The sequence below is a fragment of the Spirosoma luteum DSM 19990 genome (assembly GCF_000374065.1).
Taxonomy (GTDB): Bacteria; Bacteroidota; Bacteroidia; order Cytophagales; family Spirosomataceae; genus Spirosoma; species Spirosoma luteum.
The window spans coordinates 53,229-70,906 of the sequence record NZ_KB893267.1 but is presented as its reverse complement, the minus strand read 5'-3'; the positions used below and the strand labels follow the sequence as shown (position 1 = coordinate 70,906).

Sequence of the window (17,678 nt, the reverse complement as noted above, 5' to 3'; positions counted from 1 at the left end):
CTGTAGGGGGTTGTTCCACCCGATACGGTAGCTGACAGCGTTGTTGTACCCGATGTAGTCAGCATCATCGGACTAGCGGTAAGTGTCAGGGCCAGTGGAGTGACTACGACTGGAGCTGGACTGACCGTTATAGTGAAGGTAGTGCTGGCCGACAGGCTGCCCGGGTCGGTGGCCGTCACGGTCACGCTGCTCACCCCGCTCATTGAAGGTGTGCCCGAGATGATACGCGTAGCGGGATCGAAGCTCAGCCCGTTGGCGGGTAGCCCCGTCACCGAATAAGTCAGCGCATTCCCATCGGGATCGGTGAAGGCGTTGACGGTGTAGGTAAACGCGACGCCGACGGTAGCTGTCTGGTTGGCGTTGGCCGTGGCCACGGGCGCCCTATTAGCCTGGTTGACCGTCACACTCACCGTGCCCGAAATGGTCTGGCTGCCGGGGGAGGTAGCATCACTAGCCACCACCGTAAAGGTCTGTACCCCGACGGGCAGGTTCGACACGCTGGCCGTGTTGCTGGTGGGGGATTGGCTGATGGTTCCCGGTCCGCTGAAGGTGTAGCTGTAGGGACGGTCCGGCCCCGATACGGTCGCCGAGAGCGTAGTGGTGCCCGTGGTCAGGATCGTGGTTGGGCTGGCCGTGACGACCAGCGTGAGCGGATTCACCGTCAGGGTAGCGGGGGCGGAGGTGGTGGAGCTTCCGCACTGATTGGACACCACGACCCGGTACTGGGTACCACTCTCGCTGAGCGGAACGGCCGTCAGGTTAAGCGTGGCGGTAGCAGCGCTGGCGTTGCCGGCTGCCGGAATATCCGTGAATGCTCCGGCTCCGACTTTTTTCTGCCACCGGTACGTAAGGCCGGTACCCTGGGCTACCACGGTAAAGCTGGCATTGCCTCCTGCGGTGATGGTTTGGTTTTGTGGTTGGCCGGCGGCTTCTATGACCGGAGCCGGTACCGGACTGACCGTGACGGTAAAGGAACTGGTAGCGTCAGGCGCGTTTCCGTTCGATACCGTTACATCTACTGTGGTTACACCCACCGGGAAAGCGTGGGGCGAGGTAATCGTAGTAGCGCCGATCTTGTACGTCACCGTAGGTGTAGGGCAACCGGCAACACCCACAGCAAAGCTACTGGAAGCAGTACAGGTAGCGGGGTCGGCAGCAGCGGTAATAGGGGGTTGTGCCGTGGTGATAACCGGAGCCGACTGCAGGGGCGTAACCGTAGGGTTAGCACCTCCGCCCACGGCGGGGTCGTCGGTGAGAACATTGGTTAAGCCCGCAGCTGACACCGTACCCTGATTGGATACCTGACAGGTACCGAGCGGAACGCTACTGTTGATCGTAACCTTGAACTTAATGGTGGTACTGGTAGCTGCCGGCAGGGTAAAGCCACTGCCGGAACCGTTGACCGTAACGGTTTCTGCGGCTTGTGTAGCGGCTTCGCGGGCAGACTTTCGGGTAGCGGTGGTAACTGTTTTTTCGGCTATGGGTAGGGGAGCGGGTTCCGCTACTGGTTTTTCCTCCTCAACCACCGGGGCAACGAGCTCCGTCGGGGTAGCTGGTAAAAGGGTATCACTTTCCGAATCAGCCAAAAGCGGGATAACCGATTCTTCGCCTAGGGCCTGGTTTTGTTCTGTTTCGGCATCGGCCATCATCCGGGCTCCCGCAGGTAACGGATTGGCAGGGACCTGGCAGGTACCTGAGACTATCGTGCCCCCCTGGCCAATCTGGGCAGTAGGACTGGCAGGGAGATTGCCATTCGCATTCCAGATAGTAGTGGCATTGGTGCCTGACTGCAGAATAAGCGTATGGCTTCCCGTAGCCTGCCTGGCAAAAAAGTTCTGGCCAAAAGTACCTTTGGTGGTAGTGTTATTGGCTACATACCCACAAGTTACGTTTGTGAAGGTACTGCTGGAAGTACCGGCCTCTACACTAATATTAGTACCGAAGCTGTCGTTGCCGCCAGGAAGCGTAACCGTATTATTGGTGATGATGGCATCAAGTCGGCCACTGCCATTGCGGGAGCGGGCCAGGATACCAAATTCTTCGTAAACACCCGAAACAGTATTACTCTTAACTTCTACCTTTAGCGTAGAGCTGCCTTCGGCCAGCACCCTGATTCCACTTCCTGTATCACCGGCCCCTCCTACGTGGGTTACCGTATTTCCGTTGATTCGACCCTGGGCCGTAGAGGACCCCTGTGATACTACATTGATCACCGACGTACCCCGGGCTTTAGCCGTAGGATTATTCAGAATATTAAAATTCAATTGACCTGTTTCATTGGACACCAGGTCAATGGCCGAGCCAATTCCCGTCTGCGGGTCAAAGCTACTGTTGATAATGTTGTAGTTGAGCGTACCGCTGCCTTCCGCGATTCCTTTTACACCCTGCGTCCTGATGCGGTCAAATGTGCTGTTTTTGACGGTGACGTTGGTAGTACCGGTACCATAGTTACTGACTATCATACCGTAGCTTCCGTTGAGACTGTTCTGCGTATTGGAGAAGGTACTTCCGTCGACGGTAATGGTAGGTGAAGTAGAGTAGTTCTCGATCCGGAGCAGGTCGTCGGCCCCGGGGTTATTCAGCAGATTCAGGTTAGTAAAGTTAACAGTACCGGCCAAGTTTCGAAGGAATATTGCCCCTTCCTTTACTTCGTTCCCGGCGTTTTTTACTACGGTGTTGGAAATAGTCAGATCCGTAACGCCGGTTCCGGTTATACCCCGCTGGGCATTACTACCGGATGAGTTGGTTCCGTCGGTACTGTTGATGTTGATGTTATCCAGAATAACCGACGACACACTTTCCAGATATACCGAGCCGTAGCATCCGGCAAAGGGGGTCGGTGAAGCCGAAGGGGAGCAGCCGTTGGAAGTATTGGCACTGATAAAATTTATGTTTTTCAGCGTAATACCCGTCGCATTGATAAACTCCGCGCCACGCTGGGCAATATTCTGGATTGTTCCGCCACTGCCGTCAGTCGAACCGGACCCCGGTATCTGAAAAGTACCACTCGTGTTGGTCAATGATATACCATTGATTGATGAGCCATTGACTGACACTGAGGTAAGCGTTACTCCCAGAGCCACTTTGCTGCCAGAACTGACCCCGGCAATACTCAGTGCCGAATTGTTCGAAGTAGTGATTGAACCAGTCGGAATAGTCAGAGTACCGGTAGCACCTGTTATATCGATCCCTTTTTGTCCTGCATCGGGTGTAATGGTTAGGGAGCTGAATTGCAGCGTATTGGCAAAGCCGGTACTGGACAGGCCGGTCCCGCCCGAGCCGGTAATGGAGGTAGTGCCAAAGTTGAAAGTACCAGCGCTGGCCGTACCACTCACGTTGATACCCTGACCGGTAGGATTGGTAATTGTGGTAGCACCGGAGGTGAGGTTTCCTGCCACGTTACTCAGGCTGATACCCGACGTAGTACTGTTGGTAGAGGAAATACTGGTAAAGGTAGTACCCAGGGTTATCCTGTTGGCAGCACTACTTCCGGCTATACTTATATTATCACTGATTACGCCCGAAGTGGCATTCAGGGTACCCGTCGCCCCGCTGATGTCTATGGCTTTCTGCCCGGTAGTAGCGTCGATGGTCAGCGAAGAGAATTGCAGCGTATTGGCAAAGCCGGTACTGGACAGGCCCGCTCCGCCTGAGCTGGTGATAAGGGTAGTGCCAAAGTTGAAGGTTCCCGTGCTGGCTGTATTGACCACAATACCCTGCGTTGTAGGACTGGTAATGGTAGTTCCGCCCGTGCTGGTCAGGTTGCCCGTGACGTTGCTCAGGCTGATACCGGCTGCGGCACTACTGCCGGAGGTGATGCTGGTAAAGGTAGCGGCCAGTGTACCATTGGTCAGATTCAGAGCCTGCCCGTTGCCATTGAGCGTTAGCTCCGTGGCAGTAAGGGTACCAAAGTTAGTACCGGCGATCTTGCTACCCGTGGTGTTACCAATAGTAAAGCCCCGGAGCGTATTGCCTGACCCCAGATTGAGGGCATTGGTACTGGCTGCCGTGGTAGTAAGTACCGGGTTGGTACCTCCCGTTGCCGGGATGGCACTGGTACCCGAGGGGGCGGTGTACCCGGTAATAGCCAGCAGACTGGCCGAAGCACCCTGCCCAATTAGTTTCTGACCATTTCTCAACGTAGCGGACCCGGTATAACTACCGCTGCCGGTGTATATAAATATAAAGTCATTATCGGCGGGTTTTCCGACGGCACCGGTATTGGAAGTGCCAAAGTCGGACATTTGTTTGAAAGGGCTGGCTAAAGTACCCGTGCCGCTGCTGGAAACGGCGTTATTGACAAACCAGATTTTGCCGGAAACCGTAATGGTAACCGTAGCCGTGGCGGTGAGGCCCGAGCCATTTCCCAGCGTGTAGGTAAAGGTATCGTTGCCGGTATAGCCGGCAGCGGGCTCATAGGTAAAGGCACCCGTAGTGGTGTTGAGCGTAACAGTGCCGTTGCCGGTAGTGGTGATGGGAGAGGCAGTGGTAATGGTCAGTGAGCCAATCCCCGGGTTAATATCATTGGTCAGTACGCCACTCCCGGCCGGAATATCTATTCCTACGTTACCGATCGTCGTATAGCTGTCGTTCCGGGCGATGGGTGATACTTTCAGGGAGCCATTTACTAAGGTAGTATTGGCGTCTATCTGATCGGTAAACGATACGCCCGTAGCGTCGGTATTGCCCGAATTACTTATAATGATGGTGTATTCGAGCTCATCATTAGCTGAGGCACCCGGCAACCCCGTATCCGTGGTAATTGTATAGGTTTTGGTAGCCGTAATGGCCGGGGCCAGCAAAGCGGCCACGCCCTCCCGCCTGACCCTGAGCGGCGATTTGGAGAGGTAGGTTTTGTTTTTTTTTACGGACTTTTCTACCGGCTTCGAAGCTTCTGTACGTAACAGTTCGTATACCGGCAAGTCCGGCAGATCATATGCGAAAGGGAGCCAAACGGCCAGAAAAGTGGCAGCAATGAGGAAAAAGGAAATGTTTTTCATATGGATAAGAGTAAAAGATGTAGATACAGATATGTGGTGCGCTGTCAGTAGTGCTGCATAGTAATAGTTTAGTGTTGGCTTACTAAAAAACCTACGAAAACACCGCTTCATACCTCATTCCACCGCCATCTGCTCCCAGCGGTACCAGAAAAACCGGTAGGGCCTTCAGCGCAGGGTGAACTAGGGTATAGGTACCTTGTGTATAGTATTCGTTTTTCTGGACGGTACGTAGCACTATCGAAAAGGGTACCCGGTCCAGGGGGGTATAGCCTCCCAGTTCGCTTACTTCCACCACTTCGGCGGAAAGTGTGACCTCGGGGGTAAAGCATACCTGAAGTGTCTGGTGCAGAAGCGCCTTAAAATCAGTACTGTTAATACGATCCAACTCTTTCATATGATTCTACTATTAAGATTAACTAAGCAGAGGGTTGCCACTGCATGAGGTGGTATACGCCGTTGGTTTCACTTACTTTTTTAAATCCCAGCCGCTCGTACAGCTGCTTGGCCGGATTATAGCTTTCTACGTGAATGGTCAGAGGCCGGTGCAACCGGGCCGCTTCCTGCATTACTGCTTTGAGGAGACCTGACCCAATGCCCCGGTTGCGCCAGGGAGGCAGCAGCGTAACGTCTATGATGCGTACCTCCCGGTTCATAAAGTCCTTCTGCACGTACAGCCGGCCTATTACCTGCCCTTCCTGCTCAATTACCCGGAAATCTGCTCCCAGGTAATTCTTCTGGTAATACTCGTGCTGCGCCCCGAACTGCTGCTCGAGAAATGCTTTGACCTGAGCCGCACTCCAGTCCGGTACTCGTTTCATTTCTTCTTCGCGGGTACTGGCATATATACGGCTGAGCACCTCCAGATCATCGTCGGAAATAGGGCGTAACTGTACGGGGTTATCCTTTATGCTGACCTTCATTTTCACCGGACTAGCTTTTTCTGATTACCCTCTTGGCGGAAATACTCCCTGCAGGGCTATATTGAAATACACCGTCAGGTACGGCATCAGGTTGTTATGCGGCTGATTGCCACCGGCGGGTGCGAGAGATTGGGGGTTCATGGAGACAAAGCCACTAGCCTGCGTATTATAAGCTTTTCCATTTGAGGATCGGGCCAAATTATTACCCGTTGCTAAATTAGAGTCCGCCAGACTTACAGTAGCCTGCAAGGCATGACTATGAGCCGGAATTTCGGATTCTAAAAGCGTTACGGTTTCGCTGCCTCCGGTTTCGCCTAAATCATGTAATGACAAACCAGGTCCCTGACCCGGATGCATGGGAGCACGGCCCTGTAAGTCAGGTAAGGCAAAGGTTGACTTCCCGTCACCGCCGTAGGTCGTACCAAGCAGAGAAAATAAAGCAGTATTCTGGGAAATAGGCAGTAGCTGCCCGTCACACCAGGCCCAGCCCTTGGGAGCAAAGTTGAAAGGAAACATTCGTATTTCGGCAACAAATGGGTCCATAAATTGGTAGATTTAGATAGAATGATTGACTGGGAAAATTTTGGAAAATAGGCGTGTAAATACCTGCTTGTCAGGTTGGGGACGGAAAAAGCCCGAACAAAGAAATTATAAAATCGATACAGAGGTAAGGCTGAAAATTGGTATGTGGCTGACTACCCCCCACCGGGGGAATACTTTGCTGTCCCAGGGTAAGGGAGGGAGTATTACTATAAAACACATCAATGTTAGATGAGTTGCCAATAAGGTTGCCGGCCGGGTTGGGTGAATCAGCTGCCGACGTAGTGGCTAGAAATGGATGCGAGTGGGCAGGTATCTGATTGACAGTAAGCGTAACTTCTTCAGCTCCGCCCGTTTCGGCCAGTACAAAACCACTACCCTGATGTACGGGTAGCCGACCCCTCATGTCTGGTAGCGCAAAGGTACTTTGCCCGTCGCCCCCATAGGTAGTGCCGATTAGCTGAAAGAGCGTTTCGTTTTCGGCAATAGGTAAGAGCTGCCCTTCACAAAACATCCATCCGGCGGGCGCAAAATTGCCCGCGAACATCCTGATTTCACCAACGTAAGGTTGCGCCATTTTTTTAGGTTCTTTTTTGTTTGAAAAATCAACCGATACTAGTTACGACTAGGGAATATACCCTGCAGGGCTATGCAGAAGGTAAGCGTCAGAAATGGCTGCATATTAAGATGCGCTTGACTGCTTCCGGTGCTAGTTACCGTATTAGAAGCCGTGGCTACCAGTTGGGCACTACCCGATTGGTAGAGGGTAGTAGGAGCAGAGGTAGCCAGAAATGCCCCCCCCGGGTTGTTTACGTTGGTAATGGGGTCGGCGGGAACTACGGCCTGGAGCGCGTGGGTATGGGTGGGCATTTCGGCAATGGAGACCGTATGCGCCTGTTCCCCTCCCCGTTCGCCCAGGGTATGCCCGCTTCCGACGTGAATGGGCGTGCGTCCGCGAAAGTCCGGCAAGGCAAAGTTAACCCGACCGTCTCCGCCATAAGTAGTACCCAGCAGAGAAAACAAAGCCTGATTTTGGTTAATTGGCAGGAGTTGCCCGTTGGTGAGGGCCCACCCTTTAGGAGCAAACTCGAAGCTCACCATGCGTATTTCCGAAAGAAAAGGTTCAGCCATGATTTCAAAGTATTTAGGTTATAGTTGATTTGTCACACTACTGTGGTGTTATGTAGGGTATGCCTAGAAATGAAACGAGAATCCAGCAAAGTAGTACGGTCTTCGACTACTTTTACATCCAGCCAGGTTTCCTGCGATTCCAGGATTACTTTCAGTTGAAGCATCCCTGCAGCAGTCTGAAAGGTAAAAGGCCGTCTCTGATGAGGCACTTGATATACCGGTACGAACCGATCAATGGCTTGCTGCTCATGGGTCGGCATACCGAGCCGCTCCATAACCTTGCCTACAGCCTCCAGATCAAAGCCCGAAAACGTATGGGTATATTTCCAGCTGTGGGTGGCAGTATTTTTTGTAAAAAATAAAACAGCCAGATCAATCATACCCGTCTCCGGTGCATGCAGCGCCAGAGGAAAAACAGCAACCTGGTCGTTATTACAATAGTAGTGTGTGGTACCTAAGGCCCGATAGCCTGATTTTAAAAACGAAGCCGAAGCGGTCTGTAGCTGCCTGTTCAGGTCCTGATCCGGTGCCAGCCAATGATTTACCGGATGAGCGCCAACGGCGACCAGGTACTTAGCTAGCCATTGCTGTTGTAAGGGCAGAAAACTGACAGGTGTGGCTAATGCTTTGACTGCACCGGCTACACTGAGTATGGAGGCGCAGAGGAAGGTTCTTCTTTTCACGAGCCAGGGGTTATTAGAACTAAATGTAGAGTAAAAAACAATTATTTACCTAATAGTTTGGAATTTATTAACAACATGTTTAAAAATTGGTAGTGTTCTAAAATGTGTATATCCCTGAAATAGCTTGACAGATTTAGGGCTCATTTTGAGTACTTGTCGTCCGGCCGTTTTGAACACATCAACTGACTGGGTAAGGACTCGTTTTCCAACCCTGCACCATTCGACTCGGATCATTGGCGACCGCTTCGGGATCCCCAAAAAAAACTAGGTGTTTAGTTGCTTAGCGTGTAAAATCGCCCCGTTGGAAGAAGAACACCCATAACGACGCATTCACAAAATTGCAGACCAGCCTTATCTTTAGCTAATTGTCAACACCCCCTAAGACAGGATTGATAAACGTTACGCTTTTGATAGAAGACACTAACCGGAAAGCACCTTCATGATTAACTAAAGGCACACCGGATTCTTAGTTACTTCTTTAAAATTGTATTCTATTAGCAAAACTTATTAAACGGTATAGTCTTTACCACGCAGTAGTAACAGGAAACCTGCTAAACAAAAGTATCACTAGAGGTAGCGTTCAGGTGTTATTCAAGGCCGTCAGAATAAACAAAGACAATTGTTCCTCGCAGTCGTTCTGATTGTACTGGTCGGTCTGAATAATCAGATCAGGCGTAATTGGCGCTTCGTACGGGGCGTTGATGCCCGTCAGGTTGCGTAGTTTATCCGGATGATTATCGGGCAGTAGAGCACGGGCGTACAAGCCTTTTGTATCCCGTTGGATAAGCGTTTCCAGTCCACAATCGACGAAAACGGTTTTGGCGGGCTGGTTTTGGCGGCTCAGTTCGTCACGAGCTTTCTGGTACGGGTTAATGGCAGCCAGCAGCACAAGGATTCCGTGCCGGGTTAGCCAGTGAGCCAGCAACCCCATTCGGCGCAGGTTTTCCTGGCGATCATCCGGCGAGAAACCCAGCTCAGGCCAGAACGCACTCCGGCACTCATCGCCGTCCAGCACCTCCACTGAGTAGCCCAGGCGCTGTAGTCGCTTCTGAACCCCGTAAGCCAGCGTCGTTTTACCGGCACCCGACAAGCCCGTTAGTTGAACAAAAACCATAATACTACCATCAAACCAGTATCCGAAGGCTGAACCATGACTGATCTAACCGTACATCCTGATAATCGCTTCTTTCGGTTACCTTTTCTGTTCGATCCCGTTCGTTTAGCAGACGATTTACTCGTATGCCAGCAGCTTGACTGGCCCAGTCATTTTAACCGGGCCGATTTCTCGGGGCGCTGGACCAGCATTGCGTTGCGGTCTGCATCGGGAAGCGAAATCGATATCCGCGCGCATCCGGGTGAGTATGCCGATACGCCCCTGCTGGCAAAGTGCCCTTATTTTCAGACAGTCCTGAGCCAGTTTCAGTGTCAGCAGGAGTCGGTCCGGCTGCTGGCATTGGCACCGGGTAGTGTTATTCACGAGCATCGGGATGGGAATACCAGTTATGAGCACGGATTTTTTCGGCTGCACGTTCTCATTCAAACAGGAAGTGAAGTGGCCTTCCGGGTAGACGGTCAGGCATTGCCCATGGCCGAAGGCGAATGCTGGTACGCGAACTTCGATCTGTTGCACAGCGTCCGTAACGATGGTTTGACAAATCGGGTGCATCTGGTACTCGACTGTCGGCGCAATGCCTGGTCCGATGCGCTTTTCCTGAAAGCGGGCTACGACTTTGCCGCCGAACAGCGGGTCCATCCGCATTCTCTGGAACTGACCCGGCAGATTATGGCAGAACTGGCGAGGCACAATACCGATACCGCCCGCCGGTTAATGGATAAACTGTCGGCGGGACAAACGGAGTAAACCAAACGTAACGGTACAAACAGATGCCGAATGAATGGATGGATGAGCCGCTAGAGAACTGGATTCCCTACCAGCTACGCGTGGTAGACGAGCAACTTCTTTTCCGGTGGCTCTACGTGGGTACTCACCGCTTTACGGAGCCTTTTTTCGAGGAAACAGTCATCCGCTGCAAGAGCTATCCGGTCAACGTTACGGGCTGGCATTCGGCCACTACGCTGGATGGTCTGATCCAGGCGGCTCAGGGAAGCGTTAGTATTTCGCCCAACGCCTTTATCTTTCACATATCCCGTTGCGGTTCCACCCTGCTTTCTCAATTGCTGGGGTTGCCCGAGCGGCACATTACGCTATCCGAAATGCCGTTGCTTGACGAGATTTTACGGTTACCCTACCGTGAGCCTGCCATCTCCCTATCGCCTGATGAACGGGATGCTGCGCTGAAAGCAGTTATTCGCCTGATAGGCAGCCAGCGAACGGGAAATGAAACGCGATTCTTCATCAAATTGGATAGCTGGCATCTGCTGTTCTACGATACTTTCCGCCGACTGTACCCAACGGTTCCGTTCATCCTGTTGTTCCGCTCGCCCGACGCCGTGATTCGGTCCCACCAGAAACGCCGGGGGATGCAGGCCGTTCCGGGCCTGATTGAACCCGAACTGTTTGGGTTTGATCCAGCCCTTACCCGGCACATGAATCAGGATCACTACACGGCCGCGGTGCTTGAACGCTATTTTCAGCAGATGCTGGCCATACAGGAGGTAGACGAAAATGTTTATCCGTTGCCTTATCAGGACAGTGGGGTAGCCATGCTGGGGCAGCTCACTACGCTGGTAACGATAGATGCTACTCCGGCCGAACGGACTGCCATGAAGCAGCGGAGTCAGTACCACAGCAAGTACCCCGATCAGCCCTTTCAGGAGGCTGTACCCCAGACAATGCCCGGTTCGTATATGGAGCCGGTCAGGCAACTTTACCAGCAGTTGGTAAGCCAGAAAAAAGGAACATCTTCGGTAGATTGATAACGAACCATGAATACCTCAGCCTTCATCCTGGATCAGATTTATGCCTTTCTGGCCGAAATCGGTATTCCGGTTAGTGAAACAACCCTAAGCCAGTCCACCTTTGTGCCGGGTATTTTGATTGACCAGGGCCGGTTACTGGTCGATCCAGCAAAACTACTGTATCCGGGCAACCTGCTCCACGAAGCGGGCCATATAGCCGTAACCCTGCCCGCCGAACGCTGGTCGTTATACGAAGACGTTACCCTCGGACGGCCTGACAAGCAGGGGGACGAACTGGCGGTGATTTTATGGACCTATGCCGCCTGTCAGCAGATAGGAATCCCCGCAGCGGTGGTTTTTCACCCGGCGGGTTACAAAGGTGACAGTGAGTGGTTGCTTGGCCTGTTTGCGCAGGAAACGTATGTGGGGTTACCCCTGCTGGTCTGGATGGGTATGACGCTGGACCAGACAGTGGCAGGAGGCTTCCCACAAATGACAAGCTGGTTGCGCCCGTAAACAAACTAAAAGGTCAGGGTTCCAGCTACGCAGTAAAACCAGCCCCGGTCAGCCTTGTTTTCTACCCTTACAGCCCTAATTTCTCAGAATATGCCAGCACCACCCAGCGAATTAGCCGCTTCGACCGAAATGAGCCGGTTAGGCATCATGCAGCTGAAACGCTACTGGGCCAAAGCGATGGCCAACCGGCAGGGGCGGCTGGACAGCAGTTTGGTCGACGGGGAAAGCGATCTGGATACTGCCCTTCTGAGTGCCCTCAACCTGGGCCTTGAACCAACCATTCAGTATCTGTACCTTACGGCTCCGACCTTCGCTGAATTTGAGGACTGGATTCAGGCTACCATTGGCGGGCTTCCCAATGCCGGCAACGTTGTGACTTTTAATGCCCAGCTATCGGGCACTTCACAGACTGAACCAGTCAACGGGGAAACAGCCTCAACCCTGTCGGCTGATGATCTTGTTCATTGGGATCGGTATGGCTACGTGGTGGTTAAAAATGCTGTTCCCTGGCAGGATTGCGACCAGACCGTTGAGCTGATCTGCGATTTTCTGGCGATAGACCGTCATCGTCCGGATACCTGGTACAATGCCCATCCCGGAAAGCAGGGTATCATGGTTCAGTTATTTCAACACCCCCTTTTGACCCGGAACCGCGAATCATCCCGCATCCGGAGAGCGTATGAGCAGTTGTGGGGGAGTACTGATTTGTGGGTCACCACCGACCGGGTAGGGTTCAATCCACCCGAAACAACAAACTGGTCGTTTCCGGGTCCCCGTCTTCACTGGGATGTGCGGCCGGTCGGCCCGTTTCTTTTGGCTTGCAGGGATTGCTTTACCTATCGGATACGCAGGCGCATCAGGGAGCATTCACCCTGGTACCCGCTTTCCAGCACCGGTTAGCCAACTGGTTAGCTGAACTGCCTCCCCAGGAAGACCCTCAAATGCAGGACCTCACTGCTTTGGGACCAGTACCCATTGCGGCCAGTGTCGGCGATTTTATTCTCTGGCACCATGCCTTACCCCACGGCAGCAGTCCAAACACGGCCAACGAACCCCGCTTTGTCCAGTACATCAATTATGCTCCGATTGTACCCCAAAAAATGACTAACCAGTCTTTTTCGTCGTAAGCCGCTTCTTCGTACATTATTTTCCTGCTGGTTTAGTCAACAAAACGGGGTGCTACCGTAGTTGTCAAATCTTGGCTCCCCACTACCGTCCCAGCGTATCCTCAATACCAACCACCAGCGACTTTTGGCGGCCGGTAAATCTGGTAAACAACTGGCCTGTCGTACTGGCCAGCGGGCCTCCTTCAATAGGCTGAAGGGTTTCTGCTGATATATCCGGAATTTGTTCGTCACTTTCCATAAGCCAACCCTGGCCCGGATTTATGGCGAAACGAAATTGAGTTAGCAATTATAATTTTATTCTGAAAATATTGTATAATACAGAATATTATGTGTCGAAAAGATGTGCTGGATAAATTATAGCTTGATAGAGTCGGCTAGTATCTTATATTTGTTCTGTATGCCAGGTGATTGTCTTCTTTTACCACGTCTGGCATCTGCCCCCGCAAAAAACAGTGTTTCCAGTTTACGTATAACGGCATAAATACACGTTCATCTATGGCAATCAATCGTCGTGACTGGCTTCGGACCAGTCTGTTATCAGGCTTGAGTTTAGCGGCTGCTCCGGCTGCTTTTTGTGAGCCGGAACCCGAACTTCCCGCAGGCTATCTACCCCCGAAAGGAGGTGTTTTAAAGGCCCGGCTATCGGCAAATGAAAACCCTTACGGTCCTTCGCCCAAAGCACTGAAAACCATTACGGAGGCCGCGCCCGATGGCTATCTGTACGCCATGGAATACGCCCGGAAATTCCGCAAGCAAGTAGCCGAAACGGAGGGTGTTCCGGAAGAGTACGTACTGCTGGGTGCCGGTTCGGGTGAGCTGCTGACAGCGGCTTCTCTCTGGGCGGCTTACCGGCCCAACGCGGGCCGTACCATCGTTGCCCCCGACCCTACGTTTGATGCCCTGCCCCGCACGTCGCTTAAGCATGGTATCAGCATGGACAAGGTTCCACTGGTTGCGGCCGATGGGTACGACATCAATCTGAACAAACTGAATGAGCGGGTAGGCAGTCAGACGGGTATGGTGTACCTCTGTAACCCCAACAACCCAACCGCCATAACGGTAGACCCGGCTAAGCTGCGCGCTTTCTGCGCTGCCGTTGGTGCCAAAACACCCATCCTGGTAGACGAAGCCTACATTCATTACACGCCCGACCCAAAAGCCTATTCGATGGTGGATATGGTGATGAAAGGGAGCAACGTAATCGTGACCAAGACCTTCTCGAAAGTACACGGTTTTGCTGGCTTGCGGATGGGGTATATGATTGCCAAACCCGAAATTCTGGAGGAGATCGCTAAGTTCTCCACCGGTGGGAGTGGTCTGAGTATGACCACGCTGCGGGCCGCTATGGTTAGTATGCAGGATACGGATTTTGTGAATTATTCGCTCGGTAAAACCAAAGAGTCGAAGGAGTATCTGTACGGCGTATTGAAGGAGCATACCTATGAGCCGCTGCCGTCGGGGGCCAACTTCGTGATGTTCCCGATTCGGATGAAGGGGGAGGATTTCGTAACCCGCATGATGGATCAGGGGGTGAGCATCCGTCAGTGGAAATTCGACGGGCAGTACTGGTGCCGCGTGAGTCTGGGCACCATGCCCCAGATGCAGGCCTTTGCCGACGGACTCAAAGTGATTTCGTAAGAATAGATAGTGCAGATACAATTCATACAAACGAAACCGGGGTAGCACAGCGTGCTACCCCGGTTTCGTTTGCGGTACGTTCGTAAGTTAATTCAGCGTCAGCAGGTAGCCGATGGTGAAGTTGGCATCCCAGTCGAACACGAACTGGTTGCAGCCCGTAGCGTCGGCAATGGCTTTGTAAATGGTCAGACCTGCCTTCGATTTAGCGTCTTCCATTTTGGTGTAATCCGATGGGGCATCGAGTATGGTATAACGCTCTTTCCCGTTCCGAACGGCTTTGGCTAGTTCGAACGGTACGCCCCCGATGATAAAACAGGTTTTGCGATGGTCGGCAGGCACCTGTTTGGCTTTCGCCTGTACTTCGGTCGCTACGGTTTCGGCAGAGGTGCCGTTCTGGAAGTACTTGGCCCCATACGTTTCCAGTGCTTTGGTCGAGCTGCCTTCTTTCCAGGAAATTTTGGTGTTGCCCGAACCAATATCCGTTACGAAGGAGTTGCTGTAAAACTCAGATGGCAACACCGCCCGTAACGCCAGGGAACCTTCCTGCTCCGCCGTAACGGTATTGACAACGTAGTTCAGGGATTTCAGTACGCGGGTGATTTTCTGCGTCCCCTCGGCTTTCTGCGCCCCTGAACTGACCACAAAGTGGATGTTGCGCCCACCCACACCAAAGTCGAGCATCTTGCCGATGTAGCTTTTCAAACCCATCCGAATGTCATTGTCCGTCGCCATGTTTTCCAGCACAAGGCTGTTGTTGAACTCCGCTTTTTCCAGTTTCCAGCGTTTCTGGCCATCTACCCGGATAATGAACGAATTGAAGCCGCTGGCTCCCAGTTCAACCACTCCCTTCAGTTGCCCGTTTTGGGGTTCGGGGGCAGTGTAGCTGAACGCCTGCTTTGGCTGATCGGTGGCTGTATTGTCCGATGAACCCGACTTGTCGGAGGACGATGCGGTAGACGTTGCTTCGTCGGATGAGCCATCCGTTGTCTGGTTGTCCGGGCTGGGTAGTGTTTGGGACTCGGCGGTTTCCTGTTCTTTGGGCGACAGTTTGCGCAGGGCTTCATTACCACCGAAGTAGCGGAACGCGAAGAAGATACCGGCCAGAACGAGGGCCGTGATGAGCAGCCGACCGGCCACGGTTAAACGTTGCATAGGAATATTAGTTTTGAATGAGTCAATTGCGAATAAGTGAATAAGTGCCGGCCGCTCGTGCGGTGAAAGGTCGAATGAAAGAATAGCTATTCGTTTCTATTCAATCAGTCAAAATTCACTCATTCAATATTGAATTTAGTCTAACAAATTTTTGTACCCGGCGTCTTTCGCCGGGGTGGGGCCGAGGATGACGGGTTGAGCTGGTGCATCCAACTGGACCATTTTGAATTCACCTTTGTTGTAAGCTTCCAACAGGGCTACGCCTTTGTCAGACAGGATGCCGTTCTGAATATCGACGCCGTTGATAAAATCCATCGACAGGTCCATGGCCCGCTTCATTTCGCCGAGTTTCTGGCTCATGTCGTCCTGAATGTATTCCATCGACTGGTCGAAGTAAAACTTCTTGTCGGGGTCGCCCTTGAAGATGCTGACCGCCGTTTTCAGGGCGTTTGAGCTCTCCTTTACAATCTGGTATTCGGTTTCTTTCAGGCGGACTTTTATCTCGGTTTCCTTGATGATGTAGTCGGCGCTCTGGTTCACTTTTTCCATAAAGGCCAGCACCTGCTTCATGTTGCGTTGCAGCGGAAACAGCTTTTCGTTCATCTCCTGCAAGCCTGCTCCCTCAATGGTGGCCAGCTGGGCCGACTCCCGCATACCGGGCCTGTCGCTCAGGGAATTTGCTTTGTTGGCTTCGGCAAACTTCTGCTTGATGGTTTCGTTGTTCTCGTTGATTTTCTTGTTCAGTTTCACCAGTTGACCCGCCAGCGTGTTAATCTGTCCCTGCATTTTTTCACGCTTTTCACGCAAATCCTGCACGTAAATTTTCATGATCGCAATGGGATTCAGTTGGATAACCGTGCCCGTAATGCTCCGCATCATCGACTTGAACAGGAAGAAAACAGCGGTGCGAACGTCTTTGCTGGTGAACAGAAAAATCAATACGCCCAGCGCACCCAGCAACAGGCCAAGTTCGAGAATATTGGACGTTGCCCGAATCAGAAATTCAATGATCCGGTTGAAGTAGACCAGGCCGAAGCCAGCCACACCGGCCAGCACAATCATGCCCAGAATACCTTCGGGACGGCTCCAGAACGACCGTTTTTCGGTGTCCGTTCTACCGCCAAGTTGAGAAAAATCGGGAGTTGCCATTGATTGGAATTAGGTTTATGGTTTGTGGTTTACGATTTATAGTTTACGGTTTGTATTGGATCGCTTAGGCTGGAGCCAGCCAACCAAAAACGATAAACCGTAAACTGAATACCTCATACCTTATTTTAGATACTGTGTCATTTTGTTAATATCGCCTTTAATCTGGTTCTGGAAGTGGGCAAAGGTCGACTCGTACCGCTGTTGGTTCTGTGTAATCTTCGCGCTTTGTTCGCTAATATCGCCTTCAATGGCTGTGAGCCGGTTTTTGTTGGTATCGATTTGTTTCTGAATCTCAACCAGTTGCTTCGCCAGGGCTTCGTTTTCCGATTGCAGGCGTTTCTGTTCGTTCTGCAAGCCACCAACCCGATCCGCCAGCGCTGCCTCCACGCTCTTGCCGAACCCATCCCGGTCCTTGTTCAGGGCCGCAATATACCCATTTGCCGTGCTCGTCAACGTATTTACGTCAGCCGGGCCATTTGGCCCGGCGAGCGCTTTGAAACTTGCCCAGGCCGCCTGAAACTGCTTTTCTTCGGACAGGCCGAGGTTATTCAGGCTGCGGAGTGTTTCGCGAAACTCGAAATAATCGGGTCCCGGCGGATTACTCTGCGCGAGTACGTTGGCGAGGTGTTCGGCAAACTTTGCGTCGACTGCTTCCGAAGGGGGGGCGGTAGAAGATGTGGAGCCGGGCTGGATCTGGTCGGGCACCGGGGCGGGGCGGGGTGTTGCGGCTGCAGCAGGAGCCGGGGGCGTACCCGTGGCAACGCCCGGTTCATCCTCCTTCACAAAGAAGCTCAGGATTTTCTGGCCAATGGATTTGTCTGGTTCAGGCATTGTATTCAGTCAGTTACCGGAAATCCCGCTGGGCACTCCATGCTGGGCACTCCATGCGGGGCAATCCGTTCGTTGAATTACTGAACAATGTTACGAGGTTCGGTTCATTCCCGCAATATCAGATTTGGCCGA

18 protein-coding genes are annotated in these 17,678 nt (G+C 52.5%); 6 read left to right on the top strand and 12 right to left on the bottom strand.

Features of this window, described 5'->3' with window-relative positions; genetic code table 11:
* The 8 genes from B156_RS31455 to cysC form a co-directional block, all read right to left on the bottom strand.
* The coding region (locus B156_RS31455) for a beta strand repeat-containing protein (protein ID WP_018621187.1) at positions 1–5,000 on the bottom strand (5,000 nt) is incomplete at its 3' end.
* A 91-nt stretch (positions 5,001–5,091) separates the two neighbouring features.
* Positions 5,092–5,394, bottom strand: coding sequence for a DUF6916 family protein (locus tag B156_RS0118085; RefSeq protein WP_018621186.1), 303 nt, complete (start codon positions 5,392–5,394; stop codon positions 5,092–5,094).
* A 22-nt stretch (positions 5,395–5,416) separates the two neighbouring features.
* Positions 5,417–5,920, bottom strand: a complete 504-nt coding sequence (locus B156_RS0118080; protein WP_018621185.1) for a GNAT family N-acetyltransferase — start codon at positions 5,918–5,920, stop codon at positions 5,417–5,419.
* A 24-nt stretch (positions 5,921–5,944) separates the two neighbouring features.
* Positions 5,945–6,463, bottom strand: a complete 519-nt coding sequence (locus B156_RS0118075) for a phage tail protein (protein WP_018621184.1) — start codon at positions 6,461–6,463, stop codon at positions 5,945–5,947.
* 70 nt (positions 6,464–6,533) lie between these two features.
* Positions 6,534–7,037 (bottom strand): phage tail protein, encoded by a 504-nt coding sequence (locus B156_RS0118070; protein ID WP_026260895.1) that lies wholly within the window; start codon positions 7,035–7,037, stop codon positions 6,534–6,536.
* Between the two features lie 38 nt (positions 7,038–7,075).
* Positions 7,076–7,591: a phage tail protein gene (locus tag B156_RS0118065; protein ID WP_018621182.1), complete on the bottom strand. Its 516-nt coding sequence runs from the start codon at positions 7,589–7,591 to the stop codon at positions 7,076–7,078.
* A gap of 32 nt (positions 7,592–7,623) precedes the next feature.
* Positions 7,624–8,274, bottom strand: coding sequence for a hypothetical protein (locus B156_RS0118060; protein ID WP_018621181.1), 651 nt, complete (start codon positions 8,272–8,274; stop codon positions 7,624–7,626).
* A gap of 580 nt (positions 8,275–8,854) precedes the next feature.
* A complete protein-coding gene (gene cysC / locus B156_RS0118055) occupies positions 8,855–9,388 on the bottom strand; it encodes an adenylyl-sulfate kinase (protein WP_018621180.1) in 534 nt (177 codons plus the stop codon).
* A gap of 36 nt (positions 9,389–9,424) precedes the next feature.
* Here cysC and B156_RS0118050 point away from each other — a divergent pair, with 36 nt between their 5' ends.
* The 5 genes from B156_RS0118050 to B156_RS31955 all read left to right on the top strand — a co-directional run bounded on the left by B156_RS0118050 (position 9,425) and on the right by B156_RS31955 (position 12,776).
* On the top strand, positions 9,425–10,135 hold the full coding sequence (locus tag B156_RS0118050) for an aspartyl/asparaginyl beta-hydroxylase domain-containing protein (protein WP_018621179.1): 711 nt from the start codon (positions 9,425–9,427) through the stop codon (positions 10,133–10,135).
* 23 nt (positions 10,136–10,158) lie between these two features.
* On the top strand, positions 10,159–11,151 hold the full coding sequence (locus B156_RS0118045) for a sulfotransferase family protein (protein ID WP_157627090.1): 993 nt from the start codon (positions 10,159–10,161) through the stop codon (positions 11,149–11,151).
* A 9-nt stretch (positions 11,152–11,160) separates the two neighbouring features.
* Positions 11,161–11,649 carry a hypothetical protein gene (locus tag B156_RS0118040; protein ID WP_018621177.1) on the top strand — a complete coding sequence of 163 codons (489 nt, stop codon included), beginning with the start codon at positions 11,161–11,163 and terminating at the stop codon, positions 11,647–11,649.
* A 90-nt stretch (positions 11,650–11,739) separates the two neighbouring features.
* The gene (locus B156_RS29390; RefSeq protein ID WP_211211234.1) at positions 11,740–12,549 is read left to right on the top strand and encodes a hypothetical protein; all 810 of its coding nucleotides are present in this window, start codon (positions 11,740–11,742) and stop codon (positions 12,547–12,549) included.
* Positions 12,477–12,776 carry a phytanoyl-CoA dioxygenase family protein gene (locus B156_RS31955; protein ID WP_211211233.1) on the top strand — a complete coding sequence of 100 codons (300 nt, stop codon included), beginning with the start codon at positions 12,477–12,479 and terminating at the stop codon, positions 12,774–12,776. The genes B156_RS29390 and B156_RS31955 overlap by 73 nt, the downstream gene beginning before the upstream one ends.
* An 82-nt stretch (positions 12,777–12,858) precedes the next feature.
* On the opposite strand, the gene B156_RS31450 is transcribed toward B156_RS31955, so the two are convergent.
* Positions 12,859–13,014 (bottom strand): hypothetical protein, encoded by a 156-nt coding sequence (locus tag B156_RS31450; RefSeq protein WP_018621176.1) that lies wholly within the window; start codon positions 13,012–13,014, stop codon positions 12,859–12,861.
* Positions 13,015–13,271: 257 nt separating this feature from the next.
* Between B156_RS31450 and B156_RS0118025 the strand changes: the two genes are divergently transcribed.
* Entirely contained in the window at positions 13,272–14,414 is a 1,143-nt protein-coding gene (locus B156_RS0118025) for a pyridoxal phosphate-dependent aminotransferase (RefSeq protein ID WP_018621175.1), read from the top strand.
* Between the two features lie 87 nt (positions 14,415–14,501).
* On the opposite strand, the gene B156_RS0118020 is transcribed toward B156_RS0118025, so the two are convergent.
* The 3 genes from B156_RS0118020 to B156_RS0118010 all read right to left on the bottom strand — a co-directional run bounded on the left by B156_RS0118020 (position 14,502) and on the right by B156_RS0118010 (position 17,546).
* Positions 14,502–15,566, bottom strand: coding sequence for an acetate and sugar kinases/Hsc70/actin family protein (locus B156_RS0118020; RefSeq protein WP_018621174.1), 1,065 nt, complete (start codon positions 15,564–15,566; stop codon positions 14,502–14,504).
* 135 nt (positions 15,567–15,701) lie between these two features.
* Positions 15,702–16,715: a hypothetical protein gene (locus tag B156_RS0118015; RefSeq protein WP_018621173.1), complete on the bottom strand. Its 1,014-nt coding sequence runs from the start codon at positions 16,713–16,715 to the stop codon at positions 15,702–15,704.
* Positions 16,716–16,835: 120 nt separating this feature from the next.
* Positions 16,836–17,546 carry a hypothetical protein gene (locus B156_RS0118010; protein WP_018621172.1) on the bottom strand — a complete coding sequence of 237 codons (711 nt, stop codon included), beginning with the start codon at positions 17,544–17,546 and terminating at the stop codon, positions 16,836–16,838.
* Between the last annotated feature and the right edge of the window lie 132 nt (positions 17,547–17,678).